Below are 19,924 nucleotides of genomic sequence, written 5' to 3' on the forward strand. Positions count from 1 at the left end.
CTAACTTTTGGGGGCCTCTACACTCCAGGCGATTTTTTCTATTTCCTATACTTTTTGATTGGCAAATTCTGTTCGAATATCGGTCAGTAACTCTGGTTTGCTGATAACATCAACACCTGTACGCGCCAGCGTTTCAACAACTCTCATCATCATGTCATAAGCAAACGGTGTTTGGGTGCAGTCTCTAAATTCAGGTGTATGTCCGATAACACGTTTACCGTCTGTGATTGAATAGTAGGAATGGATTGAAGGAACAACATGGCTAACATCCCCCATGTCAATTGATCCATTTTCCCCTAATTTTTCTGGGACCATTTCAATGCCTAAGTCGCCTGCATTTTCGTTGTAGACAGCAGACAATGTCTCATTCGTAATCATATCCTTGTAAATATTTTCAAAGTTTGTGTGCTTCATGGTACAACCACTGGCAAGTGCTGCGGCCTTAGCACAGTTGATGATTTTTTCCGATAAAACTTCCATATAAGGCGTATCCAAGGCGCGGACATAGAACTCAGCGCGTGTGTATTCAGGGATCACATTGGCTGCGTCTCCACCATGGGTGATAATCCCATGTACACGGGCAGATGACCGCATTTCTTGGCGTAAGCTATTGATATTGTTAAATAGGTTTAACATAGCATCTAAGGCGTTAATCCCCTCTTCTGGCGCTTCTGCAGCATGAGCTGGTTTACCGAAAAATTCAAAAGCAATTGGGTGGATAGCCATTGAAGTCCCAGACATCGTATTTTCATCTGAAGGATGGGTACACATAGCCACATCTACGTCGTCAAAAACGCCTATATTAGTCATATCTACCTTAGTTCCAGTTGTTTCTTCTGCAGGCGTTCCTAAAACAACCACTCGGCCGCCAGTCTGGTTGATCACCTTAGATAAGGCGATACCTGCACCAGTGTCTACAGTCCCAAGCATATTGTGGCCACAACCATGTCCGATTGAAGGTAAGGCGTCGTATTCAGACAAGTAAGCAATTGTTGGGCCAGGTTGACCTGAATCAAAAGTCGCTCTAAAGGCTGTATCAAAGCCAGCATATGGTGCTTCAACAGTGAAACCATGTTTCTCAAGCAATGCAATATGAGCCTTTGACGATTTAAATTCTTGATGGCCTAGTTCTGGATTGGCAAAAATATAATCGCTCAATTCTCTTAAGTCAGTTTCTAGGGCGCTAACTTCTTGATGTAATATTTCTTTTACAGTCATAAAATTTACTCTTCCTTTCTAGAATGGGCCATAGCTTACAAAATGGGCAAAGATTAAGAAAGCCAATCCGATTAAGATGTATACGGCAAGTAACGGCATGAACCATTTAAACCACTTGTTATATGGAATTTTAGCCAGTGACAATTCAGCCATTAGGACACCGGATGTTGGAATAATGGCATCCATGAAACCTGACCCTAATTGAAAAGCAAGTACAGCTGTTTGCCTTGTGATATCTAGTGAGTCAGCGATTGGTAACATGATTGGCATAGTCGCCGCGGCTTGACCTGAACCAGATGGGATAAAGAAGTTAATCAATATTTGAATCACGTACATACCAACTGATCCTAAGATAGTTGGGAAAATGTTTACCACTTGTACAAGATTGTAAATAATTGTATCTAAGATCATTCCATTTTCCATGACTACTAAAATACCGCGGGCGAAAACAATGGCAAGTACTGAGAACATCATCTCAGCAGCACCAGAAACGAAGGTGTCGGCTATTTTACCAGTTGAAAGACCCCCGATTAAGGCTGAAACAACTGCCATGGTAAAGAACATTGCACCTAGTTCGTCAATAAACCAACCAATCTGGAATACACCGTATACCATCATGGCAAAACCGAATAGTAAAGCCACAGAAATCCACTTGTGGCGTGCTGAAAAGGCTGGTAGTTCCTGTTCATTTAAATCGATATAGTCAGCTTGCGCTTTATCCGCAGCTTCTAAATCAGCTACGTCGCTTTTGCTTGGATCAGCTTTGACTTTTTTCGCATAACGCATAATAAAAATCGTCGTTACAGCCCAAAGAACAATGAATAAGGCGATACGTAGGCCAACACCTGAGAACAATGGTAATTCAGCTAAGGCTTGGGCAACACCTACTGAGAATGGGTTCATAAAACCGGCGTTAAAGCCGACTGCAGCCCCAAGAATTAAAACGGCAATCCCAGTCATGGCATCGTAGCCTAAAGCTCTAGCTAGTGCGATACCGATTGGGATGAAGAGGATAATTTCCTCTGATAAACCTAAAGTGGCACCACCTAAACCAGTCACAAAAACAAGAATAGGAATGAAGACTTGCTCGCGTCCTTTTAAGGTACGGACTAAACGACCCATTAAGGCTTCAAGAATGCCTGTTTCGTTAATTAATTTAAATGATCCACCTGTGATAAAGAGGAAGAATACGATAGATCCTACCTCAATAAAAGCTTGCGGTAAGGCCAGAATCAACTTGAAGGGATTTTGTGGGCTAGAATCAATAAAATGGAAAGAATCTGGTACTAAAACAGTTCGATCATCGACCAGCATTCGTTCAAACTCCCCTGCTGGAATAAACCAGGTTAAGACCATCATGATGACCATGATTGAAAATAAAAGCACTAATGCATTCGGCATGTGTAACTTTTTTGGAAAAAGTTTTGACTTCATAAAAAAGCTCCTTTAATAAAATTCAATAAAAAAATACCAAGGCAAGCAAAAGCTCGACTTGGTATCGGTTGAATACAGAAATCACTTTTGCCCGCAAAGTAGAAAGCGCTCCTGGAAGGAATTGGGCATTCCTTTTTGGCAGTGATGCATTTTTTTAATACACCCCCAACAGTAAATCATACTGTTTCGGCTAATAACCCTTTCTCCAAATGGATACTGATGTGATTAGCGGCCTCTTTCTATTCCGCATTTATTCATTTAAGTCTAATCTTATGAAATAAAAGGTACAATATCAAGAAATTTTACAATCGATGTTATATGCTATTGTACATTCATGACAAAAATTCGTTAAACTAAGCCAAAAACTATAAATCATATATTTCATTTAAGTGCGCAATATCATAGGTTGGCATTACTGGATCTTTTACTTCTTTCCTTTTTGGGTTATACCAAATGGTGTCGATTCCAGCATTAATACCTCCTTGAATATCTGACGTAAGCGAATCTCCAATAATGGCTGTTTCTTCTTTATTAAAATATGGGATTCTTGAGAATACTGTATTAAAGAAATTTATACTAGGCTTTTGAGCATTCAGTTCCTCAGATATGAACACATCTTTAAAGTACGGCATCAAACCAGATTTTTGTAAACGATAAGATTGCGTCTCAGCAATTCCATTGGTAACGATAAATAAATTTGCCTGTTTAGAAAGTGAATTCACTAGTTCCAAACTATTTTCAACAGGTTTTATACCTTCTTTTAGATACTGCCGATAATTTCTTTCCATTTCAACACTATCCACTTCAATTCCTAGTTGATTGAAGAAAATACCAAATCTACCATTTACAACTTGTTCTGAGGTTAAAATCCCTTGTTCGAATTGGCGCCAGCGACTTTGATTCATGGTATTATACATTTTCTCAGTTTCCTCATTATAAGGAATATCCATAGACTCAAATAAAAATTTCAATGCAACCTTTTGCGCATCTTGAAAATCTAATAAGGTATCATCTACATCAAATAATAAGTTTTTATACTTCATATTTACCTCTTTTTATTATCCTAAACCCATAGTATCATCCTAAGCGCTCAGGAATAAACGCCTTTTAAGATGATTTCTTTCAACCAATTTTCAGCTAGCGGTAGCCATTGCGCGGCAGTTTTATTCACTTGATTGGGCATGGTTGCAGAAAGCTCGTTAGCCACTGAAAGGCCGTGTGGTCCTTCTTGGAAAATATGCATTTCAAACGGAATTTGATTTTCTTCTAATGCTAAGGCTAGTGATAAGGAATCACGTACATTAACAACATCATCTTCACGTGTCGCCCAAATAAAAGTTGGTGCAGTATGTTCATTCACAGTAGCTGGGACAGAATAACGTTCAATTTCTGCTTCACTAGGTAGTGGTTTTCCAAAGCAAACTAAAGATATAGCTGTTGCATAGGCCTTGATATTTGGGTCAGGATTGGCAATGTTTTGGTGATAATAATAGGCAATATCAGTTAGGGCGTAGGCAGAAATATTAAATGCTGGTTTCAAGGCTTTGCCCTTCAAATTTGTTGCATTTTGAATCACATCTTCATGCCATACATTACTGTACATCCCGGTATTGTGACCACCAGCAGAAAATCCTGCTAGGCCAATCTTATCAGTATCAATGCGCCACTCAGTCGCATATTGATGCAAAATTTCAAATGCCTTAGCAGTTTCTTGTAGCGCATGGGGGAAAATAACATCAGATTTAACCGGAAATTGCCCTTCTGCAATGATTTCTGCAGTTGTTTTCCCTTGCCCATAGACCGAATATCGCAAGACAAATGCGTGAAAGCCCATAGCATTAAATGCCAATGCCACTGGTTCAGCTTCTCTATCTGAACAGTACATATATGAACCACCGGGACAGATAATCACGGCCGGTCGTTCAATGTTCACATTACTTGTGCGGATTGGATCAATCACGTAGCTAGTTAAGGTCACATCATCACGATCATTATATAGCTTTATTACTTCTTTTTGCATCAGACGTTCTCTCCTCTAAATTTCATTAATGCCATTATAGCATTTGATTTTCATTAGAGAAAAAGAAAACCCCCGTCTCCAAATAGCAAGAAACGGGGGCATGAAAAATTTAAGAAACGATACCTACCGATTGAATAAATCGATTAAAGCCATCTTTTCCTGCTGGTGTATCTTTATACACACCAGCATCTTCTAAGACGCGTACAAAAACATTTGCAATTTCATCTTTTAAAATAGTATGCACTGTATCTGGAGTAAACGTATGGTGATAATTTTGCTTTAATTCTTGTGCCCATGTTAAATGGTAAGCTGCAATATTATTTTCTTTATCTAATAGATAGTCAGCAACCGCCGAGATTTCATCTTTTAAGCGTGGTGGTAATATAGCTAAGCCCATTACTTCAATTAAACCGATATTTTCCTGTTTAATATGTTGCACATCTTGATGTGGATGATAAACGCCATCTGGATATTGTGATGAAGTATGATTATCACGTAAAACCAAATCTAGTTCGAATTTGTCCCCATTTTTGCGGGCGATAGGTGTAATTGTATGATGAGCTTCGTCCCCTGTATATGCAATTACATCTAGATTTGGATCTTCATATGTTTGCCAAGCCAGTCGGATTTTATCGGCCAAGGTCACCAAATCTCCGCGCTCTTTTCCTTGTAGACGTATCACAGACATGGGCCATTTGACAATCCCAGCTTGGATGTTTGGGTAACCTTCAAACGTGAATTGACTTTCAAAGGGCGCCTTAGCCATAGGGAAATCATGACGTCCCGTTTGATAATGATTATGCGTTAGAATTGAACCTCCTACAATCGGCAAATCGGCATTAGATCCAGCAAAATATCCAGGAAAAATAGCTACAATGTCTAATAATTGTTCAAATGTTTGTTTTGAAATGACCATGGGGACATGCTGTGTGTTTAATACAATACTATGCTCATTGAAATAGGCATATGGTGAATATTGGAACCCCCACTTCTCATCCCTAATTGAAGACGAATAATTCTGTGGTTAGCGCGCGCCGGATGGTTGATTCTGCCTTGATATCCTTCATTTTCCATGCATAGCTGGCAAAGAGGATAACTAGAAGATTGCGCTTTTTTGGCGGCAGCGATTGCCTTGGGATCTTTTTCAGGTTTTGATAGGTTAATGGTAATTTCCACTGGTCCATAGGCCGTTTGACTTGTATACGCAATGTTCTTAGCAATGGCCCCTACTTTAATATAGTCATTACGTTGACTCAGCGCATAAAATTCCTGGATTGCCTCTTCTGGAGAAATTTGATAGGTATCCCAAAAGTGTTGATTTAAAACACTAGGGGCTGGAGTGATAAAATCCATTAATGCAGCGCCTAAAGTATCTCGCTCTTCTGTTAAATCCCCTACTTTTCCGTTGTCAACAGCAACATCTACTAAGGCATCACTTAAGGAAATAAGGGTGGTTCTAGCTGTTTCTTGATTGGCACCTGCTTCACCAGTTAATGCTAAGATTCGATCGCGTAAATAAAAATGATCGTCTATTGTATAATCACTATTTTCAATAACCTGTGTAACAAAGGCATCAATTAGTTTTGCCATGTCATCATCTCCTTGTTAGTACACGCGCGCCACTTGAGATTTCTGCGATATAAAATTGTGGTGGATAGCCGATTGTTTCAGTATATACACATCCTACTTGCTCTTTAAAAGCATCCACCTTGTCTTTTGCGACGATGGCAATGCCACATCCTCCAAAGCCTGCGCCCGTCATACGCGCGCCTAATACACCCTCCTGTGCCCATGCTGTATGGACCAAGGTATCTAGCTCGATTCCGGTAACTTCATAATCGTGTTCTAATGATACATGGGAGGCATTCATTAAGCGACCAAATGCTAATAGATCCCCAGTTTGCAATGCTTGTCGTGCAAGTGACGTTCGTTGGTTTTCCCAAACATCAAAAGACGACGAATATACCAAAACAGCGACAAAAAATTGCTGTTGTCCAATGGTATAGTGAGCAAGAAGAATTAAATGATTTATATTATTACGCTATTCGGATTGGGATAGAAAAACGTGCCGAAGATTTAACCTATGATATTGTCCGTTATTTCAATAATCAAATTATTCAAATTGCTGATGATATTGCTGGAATTATTGCCATCGGTAAATTTTCTAATCAACAAATTAAACGGTTAGAGTCCTATAATCGCAAATTGGTTTTTGTGGATTCAGATACCTTAAATGCTGGTCATCCCTGTGTGACAACTGATTTTGATAATGCCGTGATTCAAGTATTAGATTATTTTATGCAGCATGGGTTAACATCAATAGGTATGATTGCCGGTGAAGAGAAAACGACAGATGGTAAGGAACAGTTAATTGATCAACGGTTCAGAACTTTCCGAAACTATGCATCTGAACTTGGTGTTTACCATGCAAAATATACGTATATTGGTGATTTTTCAGCACAAGCTGGGTATGATTTGATGAAACAGGCCATCACTGAACATGGAGAAGCCCTTCCACAAGCTTTCTTTGTGGCCAATGATACATTAGCTATTGGTGCTTTACGTGCCCTTCAGGAGGCGCGTATTGCTGTCCCTGAACGGGTGAGCCTTATTTCATTTAATGATACCCCGTTGACGAAACAGATTTTCCCCGCCCTATCCAGTGTGACCGTTTTTACCGAGGAAATGGGTCGAATTGCTGTGGATACCCTGAATCGTCAATTGATAAACCCGGAAGTAGTACCTACTATGACTAGACTTGCCACTCGGTTAACAATACGTGATTCTAGTGTATAAATATCAAAAAAAGGTAACCACAAACGATTGCGGTTACCCTTTTTGATATTATTTTTTTATTTTGTCAGCTTAACACAAAATGCATCCCAAGCATCCAAGGTAATTTGTTGTAAATCGGTTGGCACCACATGATTGCTGATAATAATTGTTTCATATGTACCATTAAAACTAAATGTTTGTGCTACATCAGATACATTCACGACTACTAAGTATGCTTCACTTGGTGTTCTTCGGATGTAGGCAAATACTTTATCGCTAGTATCTAATAGCTCAAAATCGCCATCGATTAACCAGTCTGCAGTTTGGCGTAATTGAACCAATTTTTGATAAGTATAAAAAATACTGTTCTGATCAGCTAAGGCGTTTTTGACGTTAATTTCATGATAATTTGGATTTACTGGTAGCCAGGTTGTGTCTCCACTTGAGAATCCGGCATGTTTCGTTTCATCCCACTGCATAGGTGTCCGAGCATTGTCTCGACCAATCATGCGGATACTGTCCATGACTTGTCCCATAGATTGACCATTTGCCGTAGCTTCTCGTGCATAGTTTAAGGATTCAATATCATCAATTTCATCTAAATTGTTAAAAGGATAATTGGTCATTCCTATTTCTTCACCTTGGTAAATATAAGGTGTGCCTCGCATCAGATGTAGGAGAATGGCTAATGCCTTGGCTGATTTCACTCGGTTTGGGCCAGTTGAGCCCCAAATAGAAAGGACACGTGGTAAATCATGGTTGTTCCAGAATAAAGAGTTCCAACCTTGACCAAGCCCTAATTCTGTCTGCCATTTATTAAAAATCTTTTTTAATGCAGGTACATCTAGTTCGTCTTCAAAATCCCATTTAGCTGCATCCGGCTTATGTTGCAGACCAATATGCTCGAACTGAAATACCATAGATAGTTCATGACTGTCAGGATTTGAGTATAATTGGGCAATTTCCGGCGTAGCACCCCATGTCTCACCTACAGTTAATAAATCATGTTTACCAAAGGAAGCAGTATTCATTTCCTTGATGTAATCGTGTAATTTAGGGCCATTATTGACAATCCCTTGATCAGGAACTTTACCAATCATGTCTATAACATCCATACGGAACCCACCGATACCTTTATCGATCCAAAAGTTCATCATATCATAAATTTTTTGACGTAAAGAGGCGTTCTCCCAGTTTAAATCAGGTTGCCTTTTGCTGAAGAAGTGCAGGTAATATTGACCAGATGCTTCATCTTTTTCCCATGCTGAGCCACTAAATATTGAAGTTAGGTCATTGGGTTCGTCACGCCAAATATAATAATCACGTTCTGGGCTTGTCGGATTGTCGCGGGCTTCCACGAACCAGGCATGTTCATCTGATGTATGGTTTACGACGAGGTCCATGATAATACGAATACCACGTTGATTGGCTTCGGCTAGTAACAAATCCATATCATTCATGTCACCAAACATGTCTGCTATCGCTTCATAATTCGCAATATCATAACCGTTATCGTCCATAGGGCTATCATAAACTGGTGATAACCAGATGGCAGTTATGCCCAATTCTTGCAAGTAGTCTAATTTGCTGGTAATGCCCTTTAAATCCCCAATACCATCGCCATTCGCATCTGCAAAGGATTTAGGATAGATTTGATAGATAGTTGCTTTGTGCCACCAATGTTTTTCCATTTCACGCACTCCTTATGATGTTTTATGTTGTTAAGTCCATTCTACCAGTTTGTGCAAGCGCTTGCACCAATAATATCAAAAATAGCTGGGAAGTTTTGTCCCCAGCTAAGATATGCTTCGCATATTAACGAATTGCTTGTTCTGTTGCCAAGTCGAAGAAATGTCCCTTCGTAATGTTAAAGGTTAGGGCAACTTTGTCACCCGCTTCAAATGTGTCACGAGTAGATACGCGTGCAACGTATTCAGTTTCACCTAATTTTAGGTATAACATGGTTTCAGAACCAAGTAATTCAGAAACGACTATCTCACCTGTCACGGTATCCTCTGGGTAGGCTTCAATAGCAATGTTAGTATCCAAAATATCTTCTGGACGAATACCGAAAATGACTTCTTTACCCAGGTAACCACGGTCGCGTAAGATTTTAGCTTGCCCTTCTGGTATAGCAATGTCCAAACCATCTTGAAGTGATAATTGGCATAGCCACACCTTGCCATAAAAGGACAAAGATAGCTGCAAATACGGCGCCACTAGTTGAACCTAGTAGAGACTCTTGTAACCAGCCAATATTCAATGCTTGACCAATAGCCGGTAAACCATAGTTAAATACCTGTTTACAAATTAACGATACGGTCAATCCGGAGAGCACTGCTGAAAAGAAATACTAGGCTCTAAAAAAGGTGCATCCCTTGATTTTTGAATTTAACAACCGGGCAATTAAAAAGGCCCAACCCCAATATTTATTAATTATTTTTTTCATGTGATTTTTCCCCCTAGTCTAGGTCTGCTTTCATTGGATTGAAGAAGGCATTCAGTTCATCCGCTAAAGCTTCTATATCTTGCCTCATTAAGTAGTTGGCTGTTGCGGTGAAGAAATCATCTTCACTCGTCCAATGTTGCGCCATCCATACATAATGTTTGTCAGTGAAGGCTAGTTCATTTAAGGCTTTTAAATGAACACAAAAAGGATCACTTACCATGAGGTAAATGATCCTTTTTGTTAACGTCTAATATGACGTGATTATTTTAAGATAACTTGTTCTTCAGCAGCAATAACTTCTTTTTCTGCAGCTGGTGCTTCAATAGAACCAAATGGCATTTCAGCAACTAATTCCCAAGCTTCAGGTAAATCTAACAATTCACGGATAGCACGGTCAAATCCTTGCTCGTAGCCAATGTTGAAATGTTGTAAGTTTGCACCTAAACCTAATTCAGTTAATGCTAACCAAGCTGTTAATTGCGCATTTGCTGATTCGTGGTTTTTATAAACTGAACGACGTTCTGGGTTACCAGGGATACCTGCTTCAACAGCATCACGGTCTTCGAAGAATAAGATTGTTCCAACTGCTTCACGCGCACCGTCCATGATTGGTGTCATGTAGTTTAAGGTACCTTCGTCTAATACTTGTGTTTGTACACCTTTGATTAAGTCCCAAAGTTTTTGGTTATTTTCACCAGAAACGACAACAACACGAACACCTTGTGAGTTGAAGGCACTTGGTACAGTTGAGATCACTTCTTTTAAAGCGGCAGCTACATCTGAAGCAGTCACATCAGTGTTAGCACCGATAGCGTAGTGAGAACGACGTTTAGTTAATAATTCTTTAAATTGTGACATAAATTAAATACTCCTTTAAATTTCAATTTTTTAAATGACTAGTTCCATTTAGAACTATTTATAGTCTACATGCTTACTTTTTAAAAGTCAATTATCAAGTTCATCAATGTACAATCTTCTACTTTTAAGTTATCAAAAGACTTTATTTAGTACGATTTTGGTACCATATCAGGACAATTTAGATAACCTACTCATTGGCCCCAATATATTCTTTTAGGAATTGCTTGGTTCTCTCTTCTTTTGGATTAGTGAAGATTTCATCCGGCCGTCCAGATTCAACGACCACCCCATCATTCATAAAGACAACCCGGTCTGCCACTTTGCGGGCAAAATTCATTTCGTGCGTCACGATAACAAGTGTTGTGTGTCCTTTTGTCAATTGTTCGATAGTTTCTAGTACCTCATTCACTAATTATGGGTCTAAGGCAGACGTTGGCTCATCTAGTAAAATTGCTTTGGGTTGTACGGCAAGAGCCCGGGCAATACTTACCCGTTGTTGTTGTCCACCTGATAAAGTCACTGGGTACTGGTCTTTTTGTTTCGACAAGCCCACTTGATTCAATAATTTTTCGCCAAATTCAGCAGCTTCATCTTTTTTCATGACATTATTTGAAATTAAAGATAAAGTTACGTTCTCTAATACTGTCTTATTTCTGAACAAGTTATAGTGTTGGAATACCATGGCAGTTTGCTGTCTTAAGGCAAAGGCATCTTGCTTTTTAATATCCGGTGCTGTAACTTTAACCCCGTTAATTTCAAGTGTTATCACCAAATTTTTTCCCATCCAAGTCTTCAATCGCTTGGATGTCAGAATCAGCTAGCACACCTAAGGTTGTAATTTATTTGCTCAAGAGTATTGCAATTCATTATGCCATCATCTTTTTGTTATAATTAAAGTAGTAGATAGAAGGAGGTTGCCAAGATGACCAGTCATTATTCTGAAGAATTTATCAGGGATAAAACCTATTCAGTAACAGTCGCTTTTATCAGCCACTTTAACGCATTACACCAAACCATGAAGAGATTATTAGCGGATGATGATGCTACTTTCTTCCAATGTGTAGAAGAATTGGCCAAAACAAACAAAGTAATCAAACGTAACCATCAATTTTTAGACCAGATTCGCCAGTTACGCAACTTGTTGACCCACCACAAGACTGAGGTTGAAGTAAACCTGGCTTATCCTTCTGAAGAAACCAATCAACAACTTTTTGAAATCAACCAATTACTGACACAAATTCCTTCAACCAGAAAATTTATCAAACCAGTTTTTGCCATTAATATGGATGATAGTCTAGAAAAAGCCTTGACTGATTTACACCACCATCAAGTATCCCAATTACCCGTCTTCAATAAGGAACGCTTGGTTTCAGTTATTTCTGCAGAACTCATCACCAAATTTATTGCGGATGAAATTACCAAAAATGCTTGGTTCTATATGGACTTCTCCAAATATCAAGTAAGGCAAATCATCAATCATAGCCATCATAAGAAAATTACCAGTAAACAAATCATCTCACCCGATACCCCAATTTTTGAATTAGATGATTTAATGGTCGACTTGATGCGCAACAACCAAAATGAAGTCTTATTGATTTCGGAAGAAGACGATGTCCGTAAACCTGAAGACATTATTGGAATTGTCACTCAACGGGATATTACGACGATTCTGAACTATTTATAAGATGAGGGTAGACAAAAAAGCTAGCGAAAATTGCCGCTAGCTTTTTGATGTGCGCCTTCTTCAACAAGGACTTATTCAGCTTGGTGATCAAATTGCGATTGGTATAGATTGAAGTACTTACCCTCTTTTTCTAATAAACTTTGATGGCTGCCTTGTTCTAAGACATGGCCGTTTTCCATATATAAGATTTGGTCGGCATTTTCAATCGTTGATAAACGGTGGGCTACGATAAAGGTTGTATGGTTGACCATCATTGCATCAAAGGTTTCTTGAATCGCCTTCTCCGTCATCGTATCAATTGAAGATGTCGCCTCATCCAATATCAACATGTCTGGGTCAGTCAGCATAATGCGCGCAATACAAATTAATTGTTGTTGCCCTTTAGAAATGTTGGCCCCGTTCTCACTTAATTTAAACTGGTAATCTTGGTCCATTTGCATGATCATGTCATGGATCTGGGCTTTTTTAGCCACAGCAACTATGTCTTCCATGGTTGCGCCCGACTTACCGTATGCAATATTATCGAAAATAGTTCCTTCAAATATCCAAGAGTCCTGTAAAACCATCCCAAATTTTTGTCGTAGATAGCTACGTTGCATATCTAAGGTGTTGACACCGTCAATATGAATACCGCCGGCTACTGGGTCATAAAACCGCATCAGAAGATTGATAAGTGTCGTTTTCCCAGCCCCAGTAGGACCTACAATGGCTACCGTATCTCCAGCCTTGACACGGACGTTTAAGTCTTCGATTAAAGGTCGCTGGCTATCATAGTAGAAGGTTAGGTCTTTAAAATCAACAGCCCCTTCAACCGTTGCAAGTTCTGCTTGGTCGCGTGAAGGCGTTTCTTCCTCAGCCACCATCAGTTCATGGACACGAGCAGCAGCAGCTAAAGATGTTTGCATCTCATTAATAATAGAAGAAATATCATTAAATGGCTTATTGTATTGGTTGGCGTAAGTTAAGAATGAAGAGAAAATCCCCACACTCAATTGGCCAGATAATACAGTAAAGGCACCGACTACGCCCACAACAGCATAAACAATGGAGTTTAAAACACGCGACGTTGGGTTAATTAAAGCGCCATAAAATTGTGACCACAGACCTGACTCATGCACTTTTTGGTTAATACTTGTAAATTGTTCAATGGCGTCATCTTCAAAGGTAAAGGCACGGACAATCATTTGCCCTTGGGCCATTTCATCTACGTATCCACCGAGTTCGCCACGTAAATTGACTTGTTCAGTAAAGCGGTGGTAGGTTCTACTGGCAATAATATATGATACAACCACAGAAATGGGTGTCAAAATAATGACGATCAGTCCGATTTTAACGTCTAGGGATAACATCATCACGATAACCCCGACAATTAAAATCACTCCAGAGAATAAGCTATTGAAACTCTGTAATAAACCATTACCAACTAAATCGACATCATTAATGACACGAGAAACAAGGTCTCCTAAAGAATGATTATCCACGTATGATAAAGGGAGTTTTTGGATTTTATTAAAGGCGTCTTTATGTAAGTCCGCAATAATATGGTAGGTTAATCGGTTAGACATCTGGTTTTGTATATACTGAGCTAAAGCTGCAATTAAAGAGAACACACTCAACCAGATAATGGCATGCCACAGAGCTTTATAATCCACTTGGTCCAGGCCAACGATTTCATTCACTGCCTGTCCGATTTGAATGGGTATTAAAACTTGAAAAAGGACGGTAATCGTCGAAAACAGGAATAAGCCGATTGTTGTCCAACGGTAACATTTAATATAATCCATCAGCCATGAGAATGTTGTTTTATCCATCTGCTAATCCTCCTTTTCTTCTTGCATTTGCGAAGCAACAATCGCTTGATATATATCACTGGATGCTAGTAAGTCATCGTGACTACCAACACCAGCACTGCGTCCATTATTCATGACTAAAATTTGATCAGCCTGTTGTACTGAAGATACACGCTGTGAAATCATGATAATAGTGGTATTTAATTTGCTTAATGCTTGGCGTAATTTCGATTCAGTGGCGAAGTCTAAGGCACTTGACGAATCATCTAGTATTAAAACTTGCGGTTGGCCAACTAAGGCACGGGCAATCGTTAGCCTTTGCTTTTGTCCACCTGAAAAGTTTTTACCACCTTGTCGAACGGGCATTTCTAAGCCCTGGTCGTTTTGAGCGACAAAATCCTTGGCTTGTGCAATTTCTAAGGCTTGCCACAAGTCTTGGTCACTGATACCCTTTTTGCCCATCAATAGATTATCTCTAAGGGTCCCCGTAAATAGGGATGCGGATTGAGGGACTAGACCGATTTTTTTGCGGTAAGCATTCAGGTCTAAGTTTTGAATCAAGTTATCATTAATGATAATTTGCCCCTGGTTGACATCGTCATTACGTAACAACAAGTTAATTAAGGTCGATTTACCGGATGCCGTCCCCCCTATAATCCCAAAGAAAGAACCAGGTTTGATATCAGCTGTGATATTTTCAATGGTATTACGCTCTCCATATCCAAATGTTACATCATCAAATTGGATGGCCAAGGGTTCATCTCCAGAAAGTTTGGCCTGACCACTTAAAATTTCTGGTTGAATGGATAAAACCTCATCAATTCGGTTAATCCCAGCAATCCCGCGACTAAATACAAGTAAGATATTCACCAGTACATTTAAAGCCAGGAGGATATTATTCATATATTGAACTAAGGCAACCACATCCCCTTGCATAAACTGGCCATTATTTACCAGTCTACCTCCGAAGAACAAGATAGAAGCAATGGCTAGGTTGACTAAGAAAAGACTTGACGGATTAGCCAGCGCTTGGAAGGCGCCCATTGTTAACTGCTCGCCTTTTAAAGTTAGGTTTTGTTTTTCGAATCGGTCGACCTCATGTTTTTCGTTGGCGAAAGCACGAATGTCTCGGATACCTGAAAAGTTTTCACGCACGATACGTGATAATTGATCCATACGACGTTGGATTTGGCCATTTTGTTTATTGGTAAAAATATTAATGTATATCAAAATAGCACCGATGACCAATCCTCCAATGATAAATATAGGCGCCAAGGTTGGACTCACATAAAAGGCCATCACAATTGAACCAATTAATAAAACTGGTACACGAGAACCCAAACGAATCATTAAGGCAATGGCCAATTGTAAGTTTTGTGTATCGTTTTCGATTCTTAAAACCACTGACGAAGCTGTAATAGTATCCAATTGCTTTCTATCCATGCGGTTTAATGTTTTAAACATTTCTAGCCGCACTTCAGTCCCAATATCCTGGGCAACTTTAGAAGCCAAATATTGACAAACCAAGGCCGTTAAATAACCTAGTAAAGGCAATACTGCTAACAAGATCCCTTGTCTAATGATGACAGATGGATTGTCTTGATTAATCCCCATGTTAATCAATGTAGCCATCACGATAGGTACTAATAACTCTAAAATGGCTTCTGCTACTTTAGCCATAAATGCCAAAAAGGCTTGGCCTTTGTTTTTAAGTAATATATCTTTAACCCGCATACATTCTCTCCTAGCACGATTATTTTCATTCTAAAATATCATACCATTAATTTTTTGATTAGTTGGCATTATTAAGCCTCTATCAACTATATTAAACAATTCTTTACTAGCTTATTTTTCAAAAAATACAAAAACAAGACAATCATCAGGCCCAATATACAAGATATTAATAATAAAAAAGCACGAAATTAACCTTTTGGTAATTTCGTGCTTTTTTGTATTGTTATTATCCAAATGATTATCTGTCTTCTTCAGCTACTGGTTTTTTCCAGAAACCTAAAACTAAGGCTGAGATAATTGAACCGATAATTACCGCTAAGATTAGTAGTAATGGTTGGTTACCTAACGCCACCATAGTGATGATACCACCATGTGGTGCAGGTACATTAGTTGCCCAGAATTGTGTTAAACCACCAGCAACAGCAGCACCTAGTACACTAGAAGTAATCACACGTAATGGATCAGCAGCTGCAAATGGGATAGCACCCTCAGTAATGAATGTTAGACCCATAATGAAGTTTGTTAAACCTGATTGTTTTTCTGTCTTAGTAAATTTATTTTTGAATAAAACTGACGCCAAAGCGATTGCTAATGGTGGCACCATACCACCGGCCATAACTGCCGCCATAAATTGACCATCACCTGTATCTGTAAAGATACCAATAGAAAAGGCATATGCTGCTTTATTGAAAGGACCACCCATGTCGATCGCCATCATACCACCAAGTAAGGCACCAAGTAATACTAAGTTAGCAGTACCTAGACTTTCAAGGAAGTTCAACATACCTGTATTGATACCGGCGAAAATTGGCCCTAATACAAAGTACATGATAACACCAGTAATTAATAAGGTAAGTACTGGGTAGAATAAGATTGTTCTAGTACCTGCAAGTGATTTTGGTAATCCTTTAAGCATTTCAATGACTAAGATTGTCACATAACCAGCAAGGAAACCACCAACTAAACCACCTAGGAATCCGGCACCAGCAGTATTTGCTAAGGCACCAGCAGAGAATCCGGCTACTAAGGCTGGTTGACCACCGATAGATTTAGCTATATTACCTGCTAATACTGGAATTAAGAATGCAAAGGCGGCAGAACCGATGCCGTTGAACCCTAAGAATAATTCAGATTCGCTACCGGTGAATCGTTCAATTAAGAATGAAATGGCGATAATTATACCACCAGCGATAACGAATGGTAACATTGCTGAAATACCGTTCATTAGGTCTTTGTATAATGACTTGAAGTTGAAGCGACCTGAACCTGCACCGTCTTCACTTGAAGCATCTTCTTCATCTTGACGGTTAGTCGTGTAAACTGGTGCGTCGCCAGATAAAGCTAAATTAATCAATTCTTCAGTTTTGTTGATACCGTCAGCAACTGGACGTTCAACCACTTTTTTACCGTTGAAACGACCCATTGGCACATTTTTACTTACCGCAACAATGATTCCGTCTGCTTTGTCGATGTCTTCTTTAGTTAAACCATGTTTAACGCCTTCAGATCCACGTGTTTCAACTTTAATTTGTACGCCCAGTTCTTTTGCTTTTTTCTTCAAAGCATCTTCAGCCATATAAGTGTGGGCAATACCAGTTGGACAAGCAGTCACCGCAATGATATAAGGTTGCTTTTCGTCAACATCAGCTGCAGAAACATCAGTAGAAGATTCTTCTTCTTTGTTTTCTGCGTCTAATTGTGCTTGTGCTAAGTTTAAAATACCTGTAATAGCTGCAGTATCTTGGGCACCTTTTAAAGCAGCAATGAAGTCTTCATTCATTAATAATTTAGAAAGTTCAGCAAGTACTTGTAAATGCGTGTCCGCAGATCCACCTTCAGCAGCGATCATAAAGAATAATTCAGCTGGTTGGCCGTCTAAAGATTCGAAGTCTAAACCGCCTGGTTTTTTAGCAAATACAACTGAAGTTTTGGTAACTGCCTCATTTTTCGCGTGAGGCATCGCGATACCATTACCTAAACCAGTACTCATAGTATCTTCACGTTTTTGGATGTCTGAACGGAAACTATCAAAGTCGCTCACTGCTCCAGTATCTACTAATTTTTGCACCATTTCGTCTAAAATAGCAGCTTTGTTATCTGCCTTCACGTCAAGAATCATTAATTCTTCACGTAAAATATCCGTAATTTTCATACCTATCTCCTTCATTTACGACTGTAAACTTTATTTATGTAAAAATGATAGACCGACTGCCCCGTTTAAGGCATCAATGTCTTGCTTCTCTGCCAAGTCTTCCTTAAATGCTGTGGCACTCCCACTTTGTACCGCTAGTACGAAGGCTTGAGAAGCTGGTAAACCTTGCTGTAATCCAGCAACAAATCCGGCAATCATTGAGTCACCAGATCCAACTGTATTGATAACTGTACCTTGAGGTGCATCAGCCTTAACAATACGGTCTTTGTCAATAAATAAGGCACCGTCACCACCTAGTGATACAACGACATTTTCTGCACCTAATTCTTGTAACTTCTTACCGTATAAAACAACGTCATCTAGTGAATTAATTTCAACACCAAATAAGTCACCTAACTCATCCTGGTTTGGTTTGACTAAAAGTGGTGCCATTGGTAAGGCTTCGATTAATTCTTGGCTTGCTGTATCGAAGATGAATGGAATACCTCGTTCTTTCAATAAGCTAATCAAGCTTAAGTAGAAATCTTCCGGTAATCCTTGTGCTTTACTACCCGATAGGACTATCAAGTCTTCTGAAGTCATCATTTGAATTTGTTGGCGCAATTGGTTAATCGCCTCTTCATCGATGACAGGGCCTGCTCCGTTAATTTCTGTTTCACTTGTTCCTTTAGTCTTCACATTTATACGTGTTGGACTAGAAATTTCGATAAATTGAGTGGATGACCCTTCTTTTTCCAACCATTCGCGGATAAATTCCCCTGAGAAACCACCTACAAACCCTAAGGCAATATTGGGTACTTCAAATTGGTTTAGGATTCGGGATACATTAATCCCTTTCCCACCTGGTAACATCTGTTCACGCGTTGATCTATTCGTCTTCCCTGTTTGGATCTCATCAATGTACATTAAGTAATCGATTGATGGATTTAACGTTAGTGTATAAATCAATTGTTGACCTCCTTTATTTTATATACTTGAGTAAAATCTTCTTTTGCATGTCGATCTTTAAAAATATTTGTAACAACTTGGAATTCACAATCTAAGGTAACCGTGATTGGATAAGTCTTCTCAAACTTACTTTGGTCAACCACGACATGAACGTCTATACTTTGACTGGATGCCTGCTCTTTCAAAAAGGCTTCTGCTTCGTCAGTTGTCGTCAGTCCATCATTTAAATCGATACCATTCATCCCTAAAAATACATGGTGAAAATGGTATTTCTTTAATTGTTTATGAGCGCTTTGGCCAACAATTGCTTGGGTATTAGCCCGTAAGGTGCCCCCTAACAATTGGATATTCAAACCTTTACCAGCTGCGACAATCGCTTGATCAACACCATTCGTAACGATATTTAATTGCATGTCTGGTGTGATAAAATCAAGCATTAGTAAGGATGTTGTACCGGCATCTAGATAAATAGTTTCGCCTTTTTCTATCAGACTCACTGCATATTGAGCAATGATTCGCTTCTCATTCGCATTATTGAGTACCTTATCACTAAATCGGGGTTCTTCTCCAATTACATGATTAGCCCCCTTTTTCAATTTGGCACCACCATGAACGCGAATTAAGAGTCCTTCATCTTCCATACTATCTAAATCACGACGCAAGGTTGATTCGCTGGCACTAGTCATAGTGACTAAGGTCTGCAAATCGACCATATGATGCTGATTTAGGTAATCTAAAATGATGGTTTTTCGTTCTTCTAATAACACTTTTTTGAAATCCTTTCACATAAATATTTTGTAAAGGGAATGCAAACGCTTACTCAATACCACAACCATTATACACGCAAAAACATCCAGAATCA

Annotated in this window: 15 protein-coding genes, 5 pseudogenes and 1 riboswitch; of the genes and pseudogenes, 2 read left to right on the top strand and 18 right to left on the bottom strand. The window is 39.2% G+C overall.

Annotated elements, in window-relative coordinates; all coding sequences use genetic code 11:
- Positions 1 to 45 precede the first annotated feature (45 nt).
- From B2V22_RS07000 to B2V22_RS07025, 6 genes and pseudogenes are all read right to left on the bottom strand, one after another.
- A complete protein-coding gene (locus B2V22_RS07000) occupies positions 46 to 1,218 on the bottom strand; it encodes a M20 family metallopeptidase (RefSeq protein ID WP_290491425.1) in 1,173 nt (390 codons plus the stop codon).
- Positions 1,219 to 1,236: 18 nt separating this feature from the next.
- Positions 1,237 to 2,652 carry a YfcC family protein gene (locus B2V22_RS07005; protein ID WP_290491427.1) on the bottom strand — a complete coding sequence of 472 codons (1,416 nt, stop codon included), beginning with the start codon at positions 2,650 to 2,652 and terminating at the stop codon, positions 1,237 to 1,239.
- 95 nt (positions 2,653 to 2,747) lie between these two features.
- Positions 2,748 to 2,898, bottom strand: a riboswitch (Lysine riboswitch).
- Positions 2,899 to 3,017: 119 nt separating this feature from the next.
- Positions 3,018 to 3,695 carry a YjjG family noncanonical pyrimidine nucleotidase gene (locus B2V22_RS07010; protein WP_149314600.1) on the bottom strand — a complete coding sequence of 226 codons (678 nt, stop codon included), beginning with the start codon at positions 3,693 to 3,695 and terminating at the stop codon, positions 3,018 to 3,020.
- A 47-nt stretch (positions 3,696 to 3,742) separates the two neighbouring features.
- Positions 3,743 to 4,672, bottom strand: coding sequence for an alpha/beta hydrolase (locus B2V22_RS07015; RefSeq protein WP_290491429.1), 930 nt, complete (start codon positions 4,670 to 4,672; stop codon positions 3,743 to 3,745).
- Between the two features lie 109 nt (positions 4,673 to 4,781).
- A pseudogene (galT, locus tag B2V22_RS07020) lies at positions 4,782 to 6,262 on the bottom strand (UDP-glucose--hexose-1-phosphate uridylyltransferase).
- Between the two features lie 4 nt (positions 6,263 to 6,266).
- Positions 6,267 to 6,617 (bottom strand): annotated as a pseudogene (locus B2V22_RS07025) (galactokinase); the annotation flags it as partial.
- On the opposite strand from B2V22_RS07025, the gene B2V22_RS07030 reads away from it, so the two are divergent.
- On the top strand, positions 6,554 to 7,468 hold the full coding sequence (locus B2V22_RS07030; protein ID WP_107309484.1) for a substrate-binding domain-containing protein: 915 nt from the start codon (positions 6,554 to 6,556) through the stop codon (positions 7,466 to 7,468). The pseudogene B2V22_RS07025 and the gene B2V22_RS07030 overlap by 64 nt on opposite strands.
- A gap of 56 nt (positions 7,469 to 7,524) precedes the next feature.
- Here B2V22_RS07030 and dexB read toward each other — a convergent pair whose 3' ends face one another.
- The 7 genes and pseudogenes from dexB to B2V22_RS07065 form a co-directional block, all read right to left on the bottom strand.
- Positions 7,525 to 9,138, bottom strand: a complete 1,614-nt coding sequence (dexB, locus tag B2V22_RS07035) for a glucan 1,6-alpha-glucosidase DexB (protein ID WP_003142666.1) — start codon at positions 9,136 to 9,138, stop codon at positions 7,525 to 7,527.
- Between the two features lie 124 nt (positions 9,139 to 9,262).
- A pseudogene (locus tag B2V22_RS07040) lies at positions 9,263 to 9,601 on the bottom strand (TOBE domain-containing protein); the annotation flags it as partial.
- A gap of 4 nt (positions 9,602 to 9,605) precedes the next feature.
- Positions 9,606 to 9,854 (bottom strand): annotated as a pseudogene (locus B2V22_RS07045) (sugar ABC transporter permease); the annotation flags it as partial.
- A gap of 55 nt (positions 9,855 to 9,909) precedes the next feature.
- A pseudogene (locus tag B2V22_RS07050) lies at positions 9,910 to 10,089 on the bottom strand (sugar ABC transporter substrate-binding protein); the annotation flags it as partial.
- A gap of 68 nt (positions 10,090 to 10,157) precedes the next feature.
- A complete protein-coding gene (locus B2V22_RS07055) occupies positions 10,158 to 10,754 on the bottom strand; it encodes a nitroreductase family protein (protein WP_003142669.1) in 597 nt (198 codons plus the stop codon).
- Between the two features lie 187 nt (positions 10,755 to 10,941).
- Positions 10,942 to 11,163: an amino acid ABC transporter ATP-binding protein gene (locus B2V22_RS07060; protein ID WP_290491432.1), complete on the bottom strand. Its 222-nt coding sequence runs from the start codon at positions 11,161 to 11,163 to the stop codon at positions 10,942 to 10,944.
- Positions 11,164 to 11,166: 3 nt separating this feature from the next.
- Complete coding sequence (locus tag B2V22_RS07065; RefSeq protein ID WP_290491463.1) at positions 11,167 to 11,523, bottom strand: ATP-binding cassette domain-containing protein; 357 nt, start codon at positions 11,521 to 11,523, stop codon at positions 11,167 to 11,169.
- Positions 11,524 to 11,676: 153 nt separating this feature from the next.
- On the opposite strand from B2V22_RS07065, the gene B2V22_RS07070 reads away from it, so the two are divergent.
- Positions 11,677 to 12,438 carry an HPP family protein gene (locus B2V22_RS07070; protein WP_069285827.1) on the top strand — a complete coding sequence of 254 codons (762 nt, stop codon included), beginning with the start codon at positions 11,677 to 11,679 and terminating at the stop codon, positions 12,436 to 12,438.
- Positions 12,439 to 12,509: 71 nt separating this feature from the next.
- Here B2V22_RS07070 and B2V22_RS07075 read toward each other — a convergent pair whose 3' ends face one another.
- From B2V22_RS07075 to B2V22_RS07095, 5 genes are all read right to left on the bottom strand, one after another.
- Complete coding sequence (locus B2V22_RS07075) at positions 12,510 to 14,249, bottom strand: ABC transporter ATP-binding protein (RefSeq protein WP_290491435.1); 1,740 nt, start codon at positions 14,247 to 14,249, stop codon at positions 12,510 to 12,512.
- Between the two features lie 3 nt (positions 14,250 to 14,252).
- Complete coding sequence (locus B2V22_RS07080; protein WP_290491437.1) at positions 14,253 to 15,962, bottom strand: ABC transporter ATP-binding protein; 1,710 nt, start codon at positions 15,960 to 15,962, stop codon at positions 14,253 to 14,255.
- 238 nt (positions 15,963 to 16,200) lie between these two features.
- Positions 16,201 to 18,114 carry a PTS fructose transporter subunit IIABC gene (locus B2V22_RS07085; RefSeq protein WP_290491439.1) on the bottom strand — a complete coding sequence of 638 codons (1,914 nt, stop codon included), beginning with the start codon at positions 18,112 to 18,114 and terminating at the stop codon, positions 16,201 to 16,203.
- Between the two features lie 30 nt (positions 18,115 to 18,144).
- Positions 18,145 to 19,062 (bottom strand): 1-phosphofructokinase, encoded by a 918-nt coding sequence (gene pfkB / locus B2V22_RS07090; protein ID WP_290491440.1) that lies wholly within the window; start codon positions 19,060 to 19,062, stop codon positions 18,145 to 18,147.
- Entirely contained in the window at positions 19,059 to 19,829 is a 771-nt protein-coding gene (locus B2V22_RS07095) for a DeoR/GlpR family DNA-binding transcription regulator (protein ID WP_290491442.1), read from the bottom strand. Before B2V22_RS07095 ends, pfkB begins: the two co-directional genes overlap by 4 nt.
- Positions 19,830 to 19,924: the final 95 nt, after the last annotated feature.

The organism is Aerococcus sp. UBA6277, from assembly GCF_002440555.1.
Taxonomy (GTDB): domain Bacteria; phylum Bacillota; class Bacilli; order Lactobacillales; family Aerococcaceae; genus Aerococcus.